Below are 13,780 nucleotides of genomic sequence, written 5' to 3'. Positions count from 1 at the left end.
TGCGACCCGGCCCGCTACCGGCCCCGTTTGACCTCGTTGAACGGCACGTCCCGGTCGGCGGCGTGCTCCCGCGGCATGCCCAGCACCCGTTCGCTGATCACAGTGCGCGCTATTTCGGTGCTGCCGCCCGCGAGGCTCCAGGCGGCGCGGAACAGGAAATCGGTGCCGATCCGCGCGGTATCGACGGGATCGCCGGGAGCGTGTGTGGCGGCGGCCGCACCGGCGACCTTCACCGCCAGATCGGTTTGCAGCCAGGAGTTCTCGGCGCTGAACAACCGGGTGATCGAGCCGGCGGCAGGGGGCAGCTCCCCGGCGAGCACACTGCGGGTGATGTGGTCGATGAGCTGATCGCGGACCACCTGCATGGCTCGCGCCTCGCCGATATCCTCCCGGACCCGGATATCGTCGAGCTGCCCACTGTCGCGGGCGATATCCAGGATCGGCGATTCCTCACCGCCGATATGCGGGCGGGCACCGCTGATATAGGGCGAGGTGCCACCGATCGCCGAACGCTCGTGGTAGAGCAACCGGGACGCGGCCTCCCAGCCGTTGTCGACCTGCCCGATCACGGCCTCGTCCGCGAGAACCACATCGTCGAAGAATTCCTGACAGAACTCGGTGGACCCCGTTACCTGTTTGATCCGCTGCACGGTCACGCCCGCGGCTCCGATCGGCACCAGGAACATGGTGAGCCCGCGATGTTTGGGCACCTCCCAATTGGTGCGGGCCAGGCACAACCCGTAGTCCGCCGCGTAGGCTCCCGAACTCCAGATCTTCGAGCCGTTGAGAATCCAGCGGTCACCGTCGCGTTCGGCCCGGGTGGTGAGCCCGGCCAGATCCGATCCGCCGCGCGGTTCGGACAGCAACTGCACGAGCACGATATCTCCGCGCAGCACCGCGGGCAGATACTCGCGCTTCTGTTCCTCGGTGCCGAGATCCACCAGCGTGGCGGCGCAGATGGACAGCGTCGGGACATTCAGGATGACCGGCATCTCGTAGGCGTAGGACTCCTTGGTGAACGCCTGCTGATGAGCGGGAGTGAGACCCAGCCCGCCGTATTCCTCCGGGAAACAGATACCCGCGAACCCACCGTCGTGGAGCATTCGCTGCAATTCTCGCGCGCGGTCCCATTCCTCTTTGCTGTCGGGTGGGCCCTGATCCGGTGGTGCGGGTGGGAGGTTGTCGCGCAACCAGACCCGGGCACGTGCGCGGAACTCGGCTACGGGTTCCAGTTCGGTGGTCATAGCGGTAGTGCCTTCCGAAGAGTTCCGGCGATCCGCCGCGCTACGCGGCGACGAGGAGGTCGGTGATCCGGCGGCGATGCTCCTCGGGGGTGCCGTAGAGCGCGCGACCCAGTCCGATCCGCCGCAGATACAGGTGCAGATCGTGTTCCCAGGTGACCCCGATCCCGCCGTGCAGCTGCACACAGTCCTGGCCGATCACCGGGGCTTTCGCCCCCACATAGGATTTCGCGACGCTGACCGCCTCCGCCGCGCCGGCCGGGTCGTCGTCGCACGCGGCCGCGGCCGCCCCGGTGGTCGCACGGCACGCTTCGAGCCAGGTCTTGTTATCTGCCATCCGGTGTTTGAGCGCCTGATAGGACGCCAGCGGACGACCGAAGGTGAACCGGTCGGTGAGCCAGCCCAGGGTCATATCCATAGCTTCGGCGGTGGCCCCTACCGTCTCCGCCGCCGTCAGCACGGCGGCGGTATGCAGCTGGGCGCGCACGGCGGCCGCCGCCGCGGGCCCGGTGTGCACCACGGCATCCGCGGGCACCGCCACATCGGCGAAGTCGATCCGGGCGGTCCGCCGGACGAGGTCCAGGGTCCAGGTCGGGGTGACGGTGACACCGGGCGCGTCGGTGGGCACCAGCAACTGCACCGGCCCGTCCGCGCTCTGCGCGGTCACCAGGAGAATATCGGCGCGATCGCCGGATTCGACGCGATCCTTCACGCCGGTCAGCCGGTACCCGCTTCCGTCCCGTACCGCGCGCGTCCATTCCCCATCGCTGGGAGCCGCACCGTCGACGAGGGCGTTGACGATATCGAGACCGCGCCCCGGCTCGTATACCGCCCACGAGGCGATCGAAGTACCTGCCGCGATCCCCGCGATCGTCTCGCCCTGACCCGCACCCGCGGTCCCCAGCCCCGCCAGGACCGCGTTGGTGGTGACGAACGGACCCGGCGCGCAGGACCGGCCGAGTTCGGTTGCCACCAGCGCCAATTCGGTCATCGGACGGCCGGATATGGTGCCGCCGCCGTGGCTCTCCGCGACCAGCATGGCGGTCCAGCCCAGTTCGGCGGCCGAACGCCACCACTGATCGTCGAATCCGGTTCCTGCCTCGCCGAGCGCGCGTACTGTCGCCACCGGGACGGTCCCCGCCAGGAATTCCCGGGCGGTCTGCTGGAAGAGCCGCTGGTCAGCGGTGAGATCAAGGGTCATGTTCGCCGGTCCTCCGGTTGACGCACGGCATACCGTGTGGAAATCTCATACTCACAGATGAGAGTTAGATTCTCAAATGCGGAAGTCAACCGGCGGTGCTGCTCGTGGCGGTGGGTGCCGGGCCGAGCGAAGGGAACCGTCACGTGAAAAACTTCCAGGATCTGGACTTCTTCCTCGGACAGGAGCTGGTCGCCGACCCCTACCCGTACTTCGACGCCCTGCGCGAACAGTGCCCGGTGACCCGGGAGAAGCACCACAACGTCATGATGGTGACCGGCTACGACGAGGCACTGGAAGTCCTCAACGATGCCGAGCGGTTCTCCTCGTGCATCTCGGTGACCGGGCCCTTCCCCGGTTTCCCCGTCCCCCTCGACGAGAACTCCGACGCCGATGCCCTCATCGCCGAGCATCGTGATTCGCTGCCGTTCAGCGACCAGCTCCCGGCCCTCGATCCGCCGACCCATACCGCACACCGCGGTCTGCTCATGCGCCTGATCACGCCGAAACGCCTCAAGGAGAACGAAGAGGCGATGTGGGACCTGGCCGACAAGATGCTCGACGAGTACCTGGCGCCCGGAAAGGGTGAAGTCATCCGCGATTTCGCGGGGCCCTTCACGCTCTACGTGATCGCGGACCTGCTCGGCGTGCCGCCGGAGGATCAGGAAGAGTTCCTCAACGCGCTGCAGCGCGATCCGCACCGCACCGGAACGGTCGGCAGCACCAGCTCCGACCACGCCATGGAGCACAACCCGATCGAATTCCTCTACGAGAAGTTCTCCGCCTATATCGCGGACCGGCGCGAGAACCCACGCGGCGATGTCTTGACCAGCCTCGCGGAGGCCACCTTCCCCGACGGCAGCCAACCGGAGGTCATCGATGTGGTCCGGGTGGCCGCGAACCTCTTCTCGGCCGGTCAGGAAACCACCGTACGGTTGCTGTCCTCCGGGCTGAAGCTGATCGCCGAGGACCCGGAGTTGCAAGCGTGGCTGCGCGGCGACCCCGAGCGCATCAACAATTTCATCGAAGAGATGCTGCGGATGGAGAGCCCGGTGAAAGGTGACTTCCGGCTCGCGAAGACCACCAGCACGGTCGGCGGCGTCGAGGTCCCGGCCGGAACGGTCCTGATGCTGGCGAACGGCGGCGCCAACCGCGATCCGCGGCGTTTCGAGAACCCGACCGTCTTCGATGCGAAGCGGTCGAATGCCCGCTCCCATATCGCTTTCGGTCGCGGTATCCATACCTGCCCGGGCGCCCCGCTGGCCCGCACGGAGGCGAAGGTGGCGTTCAAACGACTGCTGGAGCGCACCACCGATATCCGGATCGACGAGAGCGCCCACGGCCCGGCGGACGCGCGCAGATACCAGTATCTGCCGACCTTCATCCTCCGTGGGATCACCGCGCTGCACCTGGAATTCGACCGGACGGAAGGGTAGACCAGATGAAGGTCATCGTCGACGAGGACTCCTGCAAGGGCCACGGTATCTGCACCACGCTGTGCTCGGAGGTATTCGCGCTCAACGATTACGGCTATGCCGAGGCCGTCTCCGAGGACATCCCCGACGATCTGCACGAGGCTGTGCTGACCGCCAAGGACGCCTGCCCCGAGTGGGCGATCAAGATCGTCGACGAGTCGGAGAGCTGACCACGGGGTTCAGATTCCCGATGCCGCCCGCTCGTACTCGGCGGCGGTGACCGGTGCGGCCCAGTCGACGTCATCGCCCTCCCAGAGGGCCAGATGGGTCATGAAATGCTCGGGTCCGGCCCCGTGCCAATGCTGTTCGCCGGGTGGGCACCACACGGTGTCACCCGGGCGCAGCACGGCTACGGCGCCGGCGCGGGTGACGACCAGCGCAGTGCCCTCGGTGACATGCAATACCTGACCGAGGCCGTGCGTGTGCCAGTTCGTGCGGGCGCCGGGGGCGAAGTGCACGGCATTGAGCCTGGCCCGGGACGGGTCCGCACCACGGTAGACGGTGTCGAACCAGACCGGACCGGTGAAGATATCCGCAGGTGCGGTGGTGGTCGGCGGCTTGCCCAATATCTCCATCGAGTGTCCCTTCGGAGTCGTATCGTTCGTGACCGCTGCGCCCGGCCGTACCCGCAACGGCCGGTGCGGAGGTCAGACCGTCAGCAGGACCTTGGTGGCGCGGCGCTCGTCCATCGCGCGGTAACCCTGGGCGGCCTGTTCCAGCGGCAGGGTGAGGTCGAAGACCTCGCCGGGGTCGATCTCGCCGCGGACGATAAGATCGATCAGTCCGGGCAGGAAGCGGCGCACCGGGGCGGGACCACCGTGCAGGTGGACGCTGGAGAAGAACAGCCCCATACCGTCGAGTTCGACATCATGGGCCACACCGACGTAGCCGACATGGCCGCCGGCGCGGGTGGCGCGGATGGCCTGCATCATCGACTCCTGGGTGCCGACTGCTTCGACGACCGAATGCGCGCCGAGCCCGCCGGTGAGTTCCTTGATCCTGGCCACACCGGCCTTACCGCGTTCCTCGACGATATCGGTGGCGCCGAATTTGCGGGCCAGAGCCTGACGGTCGGCGTGGCGGCTCATGGCGATGATGCGGTCGGCGCCGAGTTGTTTCGCGGCCAGGACGGCGAGGAGCCCCACCGCTCCGTCACCGACGACCACGACCGTTTTCCCGGGGCCCGCCTCGGCGGCGACGGCCGCGAACCAGCCGGTGCCGAGCACATCGGAAGCCGCGAGCAGACCCGGGTACTGCTCCGGGCCCGGGGTGCCCGGGACGGTGACGAGAGTGCCGTCCGCGAGCGGGACCCGGGCCCGTTCGGCCTGGGTACCGATCGAGCCCATCGGAACGTTGTGCACGCAGCGGCTCTGGTATCCGGCTCGGCAGATCTCGCAGGTGTTGTCGGAGGCGAAGAAAGATCCCACCACGAAATCGCCGACGGCGATATCCGCCACGTCGGGGCCGATCTCCTCGACGATGCCGATGTACTCGTGTCCCATCGGGGTGGGGCCCTCGACCGGCTCCACACCGCGGTAGGGCCACAGGTCCGACCCGCAGATACAGGTGGCGGTGATGCGGATGACCGCGTCGGTGGGCTCGATGATCTCCGGGTCGGCGCGGTCCTCGACCCGCACGTCGCCCGGGGCGTACATGATGACTCCACGCATGTTCAGCGTCTCCTTCGGTTCACGGATGTTCGCCACAGATCGTCCTGCCGCGTCACCTGCTACTCCCGGCGCCACGCTGGCCCCGGCTACCACGGACCGCTCGGGACACACCTCGCGAGGGGACTGTCCGCCGAACCGTGACGAATACGACGTGCCCGGAGGCGGCCGATCTGCGACGGTGTCCAGTCAACCCCGGTGCCGGCGGGGCAGGGAGTCTCCCTCGAGGGGTGTACCAGCAGGGCACCCCAGCTGCGGCGGCGTGGACCTACGATTTCGGCATGGGCAATCGGGACGAAGTGCGCGAATTCCTGATGTCGCGGCGCGCCAAGATCACCCCCGCCCGCGCCGGGATTCTCGCGGCACCCAACCGCCGCGTCCCCGGGCTGCGCCGCTCGGAAGTGGCAGCTCTGGCAGGGGTCAGTGTCGAGTACTACGCCAAACTGGAACGCGGCGCCATCGCCGGTGCCTCGGCCTCGGTGCTGGACGCGATCGCCGGGGCCCTGCAACTCGACGACACCGAACGCGCCCATCTACTCGATCTGGCCCGGGCGGCCGACGGGATCCCGGCCTCCGGACGCCGGCGCCGCCGGGCCACCAGGACGGCCGTCAATCGTCCGAGCCTGCAGTGGGCGGTGAACAGTATCCGCGACGCGATCGCCTTCGTCCGCAACCCCCAGCAGGATCTCCTGGCGACCAACGAGCTCGGCCGCGCCTTCTACTCGCCGCTGCTCGGCGACGGCGGGCGCACACCCAATCTGGCGCGTTTCCAGTTCCTCGACCCCGCCGCCCGCGACTTCTATCCCGACTGGGATCTGTTCGCCGAGATGTGCGTGGCGATCATGCGCACGGAGGCGGGGCGCGACCCGCACGATCGCGGTCTGCAGGACCTGGTCGGCGAGCTGTCGACCCGCAGCGAAACCTTCCGGCGGCTCTGGGGCGCCCACGATGTCCGCACACACGGGTCGGGCACCAAACGCTTCCACCACCCGGTGGCCGGCGAACTCGTCCTGGCCTACGAAGAGCTCGCTGTCACCGCCGAACCGGGGCTCATCCTCATGATCTACACCCCCGAACCCGGATCGCCCTCGGCACAGCGTCTACGAATCCTGGCGTCCTGGGCGCAGACCACCCGCACACCGGACCACACCCGCTGACCGGCACATACCCGGATCGCCCGCCCCGACGGGGAGGATCGTGCCGGTGGCGCCTCCGTCGTCGGCTGCTCGGCACTGCGCTGCGGTTCGGGGGCCGAGCCGGATCGTCCCGCGGAACACCGCGGGCGACGATTTACGGATTCCCTACGGCACATCGAGGTTCCGGGCCACCGATTCCGGGTCCGGGGCCACTCTCGTAGCTGCTTTCCCGTTCTCGGAGCGGGTCTTTCCGGAGAGCGGGAACGAGATATCTACAGAGTCGATGAAATACGGCCGAGCGATAATTCCGGGTTATGAGAGGACCTCGAGAACCTTTTCGGCGAGAGGCCCGGCGGAAGCCGGGTTCTGGCCCGTGAACAAATTTCGGTCGACAACGGTGTAGGGCTCCCACATCTCCCCTCGAGTGAAGTCGACACCGAGCTTGACCAGTTCGTCCTCGGCGGTCCAGAACGCCTTATCGCGCAATCCGACGGCGTCCTCCTCATCGTTGGTATAAGCCGTCAGGCGGTACCCGGCGAAAGGTGATATACCGTTGCGTCTGGTCGCCAGCAAGGCCACCGGTGCGTGGCAGACGATGGCCAGCGGCTTACCCGAAACAAGAGCCGCGGTCAGCAACCTGCCCGAGTCGGCGTCCCTCCACAGGTCCTCCATGGGACCGTGACCACCGGGGTAGTACACGGCGTCGTAATCCGCCGAGCGGGCGTCGGACAATTCGATCGGTCTGCGCAACTCCTCGGCGGAGCGCAAGGTTTCTTCCAGATCTCGAGCGATCTGTTCACCGCCGGCCATCGATGGTCGCAGACTCATCAGGTCGACATGTGGCACCACTCCGCCGGGGGTCGCCACCACGATTCGATGACCGGCCCCGCTCAGCGCACTGTAGGGGGCGGCGAATTCTTCGGCCCAATACCCGGTCGGGTGTCGGGTGCCGTCCTTCAGTGTCCAATAACTGGCACCGGTCACCACGAAAAGAATTTCGGCCATAACAGCTTACTCCCTCATGGTTGTAAGGCTGTGAGCGAATGGGTCGGTACTCGCTCAGCCCGAAGCCGCATCCACTATAAGTCCGACCTGCGGCGACAGCAACAGCCGGAATTCTTCTGCACACGCAGATACGCCGCCACAACAATCCGATAACCGGCACGGGCGTATACGATTTTGTACGATTTTGTACGATTTTGTACGAAGGAACTATCCCGGCTCGCTCCACCCCGGGGTTTTCGGCGCGACGGGATGCGACCGCTGTGGCACACCGGCCCACGCCGAACCGGGAGCCGTCTCACTTCCCCGTCCACCGCGGCGACCGCTCGGCCGCGAACGCCGCCGGGCCCTCTCGGGCGTCCGCGCTGTGATAGGCCCGCGCCGACGCGTGCCGGGCCGCCCGCAGTGCGGCCGACCGCCCCATCTCCGTTGCCAGCATCACGGTTTCGCGGGCAGCTCGCACCGATAGCGGAGCACCTGCCAGCACCGAGGCGGCCAGTTCCAGTGCGGTATCGAGCAATTCGCCCGGTTCGGACAATCGGTTCACCAGGCCGATCTCATAGGCTCGGGCCGCGCTGATCGGGTTACCGGTGAGCAGGATCTCCATCATGACGCGCTGCGGGATCATATGGATCAGCGGTGCGGCCCACGGCGAACTGCGCCCCACCTTCACCTCGCTCACCGCGAAGGTCGCGGTGGTACTGGCCACGCACAGATCACAGGCCTGGGCGATCATCCAGCCACCGGCGAAAGCGGCACCGTTGACCGCGGCGATCGTGGGCTTGGACAGCTCGATGGTGTCGTAGGGGACGGGGAACATGTCCCGGGGCGGTTCGGCCATCCCGGTATCCACCATCTCGCGCAGATCACCGCCCGCGCAGAACGCCTTCGGTCCGGCTGCGGTGAGAATCGCGATCCGCAGCGCCGGGTCGTTTTCGAAACGGTCCCAGGCCGCGAACAATCCGGCCCGGACCTCCGCGGACAGACAGTTGCGGGTATGCGGGCGGTTGAGGGTGATCACCGCGATGCCGTCGTCGCGGGCATCGAAGAGTACGGCGTCCTCCATCTAGAAACCTCGCTTCGCGATGAGATGCGCGGTGCGGGCCAGATCGTCGCGGAAGTCCGGGTGTGCGATACCGATCAGGCGGCGGGCGCGGTCGGCCAGCGACCGCCCCGCCAGTTCGGCGGCACCGTACTCGGTGACCACGATGTCCACTTCGCTCCGGGCGGTGGTGACCGGCCCGGACAGCACCGCGGCGATCCGGCTGACGGTGCCGTTTCGGGCGGTGGCGGGCAGCGCGATAATCGACCGGCCGCCGGGCGAGCGCAGCCCGGCCCGCACGAAATCCACCTGGCCGCCGGTACCGCCGAGATAGCTCTCGCCGGATTGTTCCGCGTTCACCTGTCCGGTCAGATCCACCTCCAGGGCGGAATTGAGCGTGACGAGGTTCTCGACCTGGGCGAGTACGGCAGCATCGTGGGTGTAGGACGTCGCGCACATGCGCACCGCCGGGTTGCGGTGCGCGAAATCGTAGAGACGCCGGGTGCCGATGAGCGCGCCGGTGACCGAGACACCCCGGTCGATCCTTTTGCGTGCGTTGGTGATCACCCCGGCCTCGACGAGATCCACCAGACCGTCACCCAGCATCCCCGAGTGGACGCCGAGGTCGCGGCGATCGCGCAGCGACCGCACCACCGCGTCGGGGACGGCGCCGATCCCGACCTGCAGTACCGCGCCGTCGCCGATGTAGTCGGTGATGTGGCGCGCGATCGCCTCGTCCACGGCCGCGATCGCGGCGGGTGGCACCTCGACCGGCGGGCTCGATACGGCTACCGCGCAATCGATCTCGGTGGCGGCCAATGATTCGCCGAAGGTGTAGGGCACCTGCTCGTTCACCTCCGCGATCACCACCCGGGCCCGGGAAACCGCCGCACGGACGTAATCGCTGATCAGCCCGAAACTGTGCCTACCGTCGGCATCCGCGGGGCTGACCTGGACGAAGGCCACATCGCAGCCGAGTTCGCCGGATTCGATCATGGCGGCCACCCGGCCGACGTGACAGGGCACGATATCGAGTTCGTGAGTTCTGGTCAGACTGCGCAACGCACCGATGGCTCCCATACTCGACAGCGCGAACGACCGGCTGGTACCGGGTGCGAACAAGCCGGAGAAACTGGTGGCGGTGAACGCGGACAGGTTTCCGATCCGGGGCCCTTGATCGATGAGGGCATCGATCAAGGTGGTCGGCTCACCGCAGGCCTGCCCGATGACGACCCGGTCGCCCGGCCGCAGCCACTCCCCCAGATCGATGGCGATATCGCTCATGCCCGGGTTCCCCTGCCGTTACCGACCGGGCCGGTGGGGTCCGGATCGCGCGTGGCGACCCGTACCGCGTCCAGCACTTCGCGGGTGTGGGCGCCCAGCCGGGGCGCCGGACCGGCCACCCGACCGGGGGTACGGGAGAACCAGGTCGGCGGGCCGGGGAAGCGCAGCGGGCCGTCGGGGCTGTGCACGGTTTCGAAGAAACCCGCCGCGTTCAGGTGCGGGTTGTCAAAGAGATCATCCAGGGTGCGTACCGGCGCGGCCGGAATGTCCAGGGAGTTCAGCAGTTCGAGCCATTCCGCGGTGGTGCGGGTGGCGAAGGTCGCGCGCAGATGGGCGTAGACGGTATCGATGCACCGGGCGCGCTGGGCCAGCGTCGTGAACTCCGGGCCGTTCCAGGCCGGGCGGACCGCGTTCACGAAGGCCGTCCACTGTTTGTCGTTGTAGACGAGCGCGGACAGATAACCGTCGGAAGTGCGGTACGGGGTACGTTCGGGAGTCACCGCACGGGGATAGGCGGCGGTACCCAGCGCCGGTTCGAAAAGGGCACCGTTGGCGTGTTCGACCAGCATGAAGGCGGCCATGGTCTCGAACATCGCGACCTCCACCTCCTGCCCCTCCCCGGTCCGCTCGCGGTGGAACAGCGCCATCGTGGTGGCGTAGACGGCGGTCAGGCCGGCGATCTTGTCGGCCATGATGGTGCCCACGTAACCCGGTGTGCCGGTGAGAAGTTCCTGTACATAAGGCAGACCGCATTCGGCCTGGATCGTATCGTCGTAGGCGGTGCGATCGGCATCGGGTCCGCGCCGGCCGTACCCATAGCAGTTCGTGTAGACGATCGCCGGATTCACCGCCGCGACCTGCTCATAGCCGAATCCGAGCGCGGCGACAGCTCTGCCGCGCATGGAGTGGATGAACACATCGGCGCCCGCGACCAGTTCGCGCAGCGCGGATTTGCCCGCCGGTTCCCGGAGGTCCAGGACGACACTGCGTTTCCCGCGATTGACGTTGACGAATACGCCCGCCATTCCCGGCGCCGGGCCCACCGAGATATGGCGGGTGTTATCACCGGCCGGGGGTTCCACCTTGATCACATCGGCGCCCATATCGGCCATGATCTGGGTGCAGTAGGGACCCATCACCATCGCGGTCAGATCGATCACCCGCACCCCGGCCAGCGGCCCTGTGTGCTGCATACGCTCTACCTCCACCGGGCCGCCCGAACAAATCGACGGCTATCTGATGAATCTTTGTAAGGATAGTGATATCAAGTATGGGTGCCCAGTTTCAATGGCGAGTACACCGGACCCGGCGGCGGCGAGAACGCCGCACTCCGCGGCGGCTCCGGCGCGGGTGCCCGGTTACCGGCCTCCATCGGCGAGGTGCTGGAACCGGCGCTCGCCGCGAATCCGAATGCCACCGCAGTCGTCGCCGCGTCGGGCTCCTGGACCTACCGCGAACTCGACGAACAGGCCGATGCGGCCGCGGCCGCACTGTGGTCGTTCGGGGTGCGCCCCGGCGACCGGGTCGCGGCCTGCCTGCCCAACGATCTCGAGATCGTGGCCGCCTTCCACGGGGCCCAGCGCATCGGCGCGGTCTGGGCGGGAATCGGCGAGGCATTGGCCGCGACCGAACAGCAGTACCTGCACGATCTGATCGAACCGCGCGTCGTACTGGCCGGGCCCCGCTGTCTGGTCGCCTCGCCCGCCTGCGTCGACAAGGAACGGTGGGCCGCCGCGCAGCGCGAACGAGCGGCACCCGGCAGCGCCCCGGACCCGGACGCCCCCGCCGGGATCGCCTTCACCAGCGGAACATCGGGGCGGCCGAAAGCGGTGGTACACAGTCAGCGCAATCTCCTGCTACCCGGCGCCGCGCTGGTCGCCACCCGCGGCTGGGGGCCGGAACTGCGCAAGGGCGACAGTTTCCCGCTGACCATCCTGAATTTGATGGTGCTGTCCACTCTCCTCACCGCGCAGGCCGGCGGGTGCGCGGTGATCATGGACCGCCGCGATGTCGCGGGGGTCGCGGAATGGATCGCCACCCACGGGGTGACCGTATGGAACGGCGCCCCGGCCCAGCTCTACGATCTGGCCGCCCGCCCGGAACTCGACCTGAGTTCGCTGCGGGAGGTGTGGAGCGGCGGCAGCGATACCCCGGACGCGGTCCGCACGGCGTTCGCGGACGCTCACGGTCCGGTACCGCGGGTCACCTACGGCCTCACCGAGGCGCCGACCGTGGTCGCCATCGACCCGCCCGGCGACCGGTGGCAGCAACGGGCCAGCGGCCGGGTACTGCCCCAGTACGATGTCGCGGCCTACGACGACGACGGAAATCGGCTTCCCACAGGCGAACTGGGCGAATTACGACTGACCGGGCGCACGGACGGGCCGTGGGCCGGACTCTGGCGACCGATGCTCGGGCACTGGTCCGGCGGGCGGGTGGTTCCGCCGCCGGACGGGCCGATCGCCACCGGCGATATCGGCACCGTCGACGCGGACGGCTGGCTCACGATCATGGACCGCAAGAAGATGGTCATCATTCGTGGCAGCGCGAATGTCTATCCGCTCGAGGTGGAGCGGGTGCTGGCGGGCCATCCGGCCGTCGGCAAGGCGGCAGTGTGCGGAGTGCCGCACGAGCGGCTGGGCCAGCAGGTGGCGGCGGTGATCGAAACCAGCGGGCAGACAGTCGATTTCACGGAGTTGGCGCGACACTGCCGAGCCGAGCTCGCCGGTTACAAGGTTCCCGAGGTGTGGGCGGTGGTCGACGCGCTGCCGATCAATGCCATGGGCAAGGTGGTGCGAACCGACCTCCCGGACCTGATCGCGGGCGGGAGCCGGGAATGAACGGTGACCGCGCGGCAGCTGTGCGCCCCTTCGAGCTCGACGGCCGGGTGGCCGTCGTGACCGGTGGATCGTCCGGGCTGGGGGCGGCGGTGAGCCGGGCCCTGGCCGGGCTGGGTGCCCGGGTCGCGGTGGTGGCACGGCGCCGGGACCGGCTGGAATCCCTGGCCGGCGAAATCGGCGGCCTGGCGGTGGGCTGCGATCTCGCCGACCCCGGCCGGATCGCCGAGATCGTCCCCGCGGTGACCGAAGCCCTCGGCCCACCGGAGATCCTGATCAACGCGGCCGGTAACCGCTTCGGCACCGAGAACGCGGAGGCGGAGTCGCTGACCGATATCCGGCGCACCCTCGATCTCAATCTGCTGTCCCCGTTACTGCTCGCCCAACAGGTGTTCCCGGCCATGCGCGATTGCGGCCGGGGGTCGATCGTGAACGTTTCGTCCATCAGCGGCCGGGTCGGGATCCCGGGAATCCCGCAGGCCTCCTATGCCGCGAGCAAGGCCGGATTGTCCGGGCTCACCAGCGAACTCGCGGTGCAGTGGGCGCGGCATTCGATCCGGGTCAACACCGTGGCGCCGGGGTTCTTCCGCAGCGAGATCACCGACAGCCTCTACGACAGCGAACGCGGCGGGGCCTATCTGCGCCGCAATATCCCACTGCCCACCGAGGGCACCGCCGCGGATATCGTCGGCGCCATCGTCTGGCTGGCCGGTGATTCGGGCCGCTATGTGACCGGGCAGACCATCGTCGTCGACGGCGGATGGACCGCGCGCTGAGCCCGCGGGTGTTGACACCGGTCATCACTACTGGAAATATAATTCTTGTTTCAGAGAATATAATTCTCTGTATTTTCACGGATCGGCGCCCTGTCCCTCGGCACCGCCGTTCGAGACGCTGG

The 13,780-nt window shown here is 67.8% G+C and carries 13 protein-coding genes; 5 read left to right on the top strand and 8 right to left on the bottom strand.

Annotated features, from left to right (window positions below):
- Window positions 1-14: 14 nt before the first annotated feature.
- The gene (locus IEY68_RS18220; protein ID WP_058853583.1) at window positions 15-1,244 is read right to left on the bottom strand and encodes an acyl-CoA dehydrogenase family protein; all 1,230 of its coding nucleotides are present in this window, start codon (window positions 1,242-1,244) and stop codon (window positions 15-17) included.
- A 40-nt stretch (window positions 1,245-1,284) separates the two neighbouring features.
- Window positions 1,285-2,442, bottom strand: coding sequence for an acyl-CoA dehydrogenase family protein (locus IEY68_RS18215; RefSeq protein WP_058853582.1), 1,158 nt, complete (start codon window positions 2,440-2,442; stop codon window positions 1,285-1,287).
- Window positions 2,443-2,585: 143 nt separating this feature from the next.
- Here IEY68_RS18215 and IEY68_RS18210 point away from each other — a divergent pair, with 143 nt between their 5' ends.
- Together IEY68_RS18210 and IEY68_RS18205 are read left to right on the top strand one after the other, a co-directional pair.
- Window positions 2,586-3,875 carry a cytochrome P450 gene (locus tag IEY68_RS18210; protein WP_058853765.1) on the top strand — a complete coding sequence of 430 codons (1,290 nt, stop codon included), beginning with the start codon at window positions 2,586-2,588 and terminating at the stop codon, window positions 3,873-3,875.
- Window positions 3,876-3,880: 5 nt separating this feature from the next.
- Window positions 3,881-4,084, top strand: coding sequence for a ferredoxin (locus IEY68_RS18205; RefSeq protein WP_058853581.1), 204 nt, complete (start codon window positions 3,881-3,883; stop codon window positions 4,082-4,084).
- 9 nt (window positions 4,085-4,093) lie between these two features.
- On the opposite strand, the gene IEY68_RS18200 is transcribed toward IEY68_RS18205, so the two are convergent.
- Together IEY68_RS18200 and IEY68_RS18195 are read right to left on the bottom strand one after the other, a co-directional pair.
- Entirely contained in the window at window positions 4,094-4,489 is a 396-nt protein-coding gene (locus IEY68_RS18200) for a (R)-mandelonitrile lyase (RefSeq protein ID WP_058853580.1), read from the bottom strand.
- Window positions 4,490-4,561: 72 nt separating this feature from the next.
- Window positions 4,562-5,584 (bottom strand): zinc-dependent alcohol dehydrogenase family protein, encoded by a 1,023-nt coding sequence (locus tag IEY68_RS18195; protein WP_058853764.1) that lies wholly within the window; start codon window positions 5,582-5,584, stop codon window positions 4,562-4,564.
- 278 nt (window positions 5,585-5,862) lie between these two features.
- Here IEY68_RS18195 and IEY68_RS18190 point away from each other — a divergent pair, with 278 nt between their 5' ends.
- On the top strand, window positions 5,863-6,738 hold the full coding sequence (locus IEY68_RS18190) for a helix-turn-helix domain-containing protein (RefSeq protein WP_058853763.1): 876 nt from the start codon (window positions 5,863-5,865) through the stop codon (window positions 6,736-6,738).
- A gap of 291 nt (window positions 6,739-7,029) precedes the next feature.
- Here the strand turns inward: IEY68_RS18190 and IEY68_RS18185 are convergent, their stop codons facing one another.
- The 4 genes from IEY68_RS18185 to IEY68_RS18170 form a co-directional block, all read right to left on the bottom strand.
- Window positions 7,030-7,722, bottom strand: a complete 693-nt coding sequence (locus IEY68_RS18185) for a type 1 glutamine amidotransferase domain-containing protein (protein ID WP_058853579.1) — start codon at window positions 7,720-7,722, stop codon at window positions 7,030-7,032.
- A 295-nt stretch (window positions 7,723-8,017) separates the two neighbouring features.
- On the bottom strand, window positions 8,018-8,785 hold the full coding sequence (locus tag IEY68_RS18180; protein WP_058853578.1) for an enoyl-CoA hydratase/isomerase family protein: 768 nt from the start codon (window positions 8,783-8,785) through the stop codon (window positions 8,018-8,020).
- On the bottom strand, window positions 8,786-10,045 hold the full coding sequence (locus IEY68_RS18175) for an acetyl-CoA hydrolase/transferase family protein (protein WP_058853577.1): 1,260 nt from the start codon (window positions 10,043-10,045) through the stop codon (window positions 8,786-8,788).
- On the bottom strand, window positions 10,042-11,238 hold the full coding sequence (locus IEY68_RS18170) for a CaiB/BaiF CoA transferase family protein (RefSeq protein ID WP_189094360.1): 1,197 nt from the start codon (window positions 11,236-11,238) through the stop codon (window positions 10,042-10,044). The genes IEY68_RS18175 and IEY68_RS18170 overlap by 4 nt, the downstream gene beginning before the upstream one ends.
- Before the next feature lie 81 nt (window positions 11,239-11,319).
- Between IEY68_RS18170 and IEY68_RS18165 the strand changes: the two genes are divergently transcribed.
- On the top strand, window positions 11,320-12,885 hold the full coding sequence (locus IEY68_RS18165) for a class I adenylate-forming enzyme family protein (RefSeq protein ID WP_229718852.1): 1,566 nt from the start codon (window positions 11,320-11,322) through the stop codon (window positions 12,883-12,885).
- Window positions 12,882-13,658 carry an SDR family NAD(P)-dependent oxidoreductase gene (locus tag IEY68_RS18160; protein ID WP_058853576.1) on the top strand — a complete coding sequence of 259 codons (777 nt, stop codon included), beginning with the start codon at window positions 12,882-12,884 and terminating at the stop codon, window positions 13,656-13,658. The genes IEY68_RS18165 and IEY68_RS18160 overlap by 4 nt, the downstream gene beginning before the upstream one ends.
- The last annotated feature ends 122 nt before the right edge of the window (window positions 13,659-13,780 follow it).

This window comes from Nocardia jinanensis, from assembly GCF_014645735.1.
Lineage (GTDB): Bacteria > Actinomycetota > Actinomycetes > Mycobacteriales > Mycobacteriaceae > Nocardia > Nocardia jinanensis.
The sequence above is the reverse complement of the archived record's forward strand: the minus strand, read 5'-3'. Positions and strand labels throughout refer to the sequence as shown.

Bases quoted from the DNA above. Each gene is read 5' to 3' on its own strand.
- IEY68_RS18220 (WP_058853583.1), bottom strand. From the start codon at position 1,244: ATGACCACCGAACTGGAACCCGTAGCCGAGTTCCGCGCACGTGCCCGG.
- IEY68_RS18160 (WP_058853576.1), top strand. From the start codon at position 12,882: ATGAACGGTGACCGCGCGGCAGCTGTGCGCCCCTTCGAGCTCGACGGC.
- IEY68_RS18170 (WP_189094360.1), bottom strand. From the start codon at position 11,238: ATGCAGCACACAGGGCCGCTGGCCGGGGTGCGGGTGATCGATCTGACC.
- IEY68_RS18195 (WP_058853764.1), bottom strand. From the start codon at position 5,584: ATGCGTGGAGTCATCATGTACGCCCCGGGCGACGTGCGGGTCGAGGAC.
- IEY68_RS18175 (WP_058853577.1), bottom strand. From the start codon at position 10,045: ATGAGCGATATCGCCATCGATCTGGGGGAGTGGCTGCGGCCGGGCGAC.
- IEY68_RS18185 (WP_058853579.1), bottom strand. From the start codon at position 7,722: ATGGCCGAAATTCTTTTCGTGGTGACCGGTGCCAGTTATTGGACACTG.
- IEY68_RS18205 (WP_058853581.1), top strand. From the start codon at position 3,881: ATGAAGGTCATCGTCGACGAGGACTCCTGCAAGGGCCACGGTATCTGC.
- IEY68_RS18190 (WP_058853763.1), top strand. From the start codon at position 5,863: ATGGGCAATCGGGACGAAGTGCGCGAATTCCTGATGTCGCGGCGCGCC.
- IEY68_RS18215 (WP_058853582.1), bottom strand. From the start codon at position 2,442: ATGACCCTTGATCTCACCGCTGACCAGCGGCTCTTCCAGCAGACCGCC.
- IEY68_RS18200 (WP_058853580.1), bottom strand. From the start codon at position 4,489: ATGGAGATATTGGGCAAGCCGCCGACCACCACCGCACCTGCGGATATC.
- IEY68_RS18180 (WP_058853578.1), bottom strand. From the start codon at position 8,785: ATGGAGGACGCCGTACTCTTCGATGCCCGCGACGACGGCATCGCGGTG.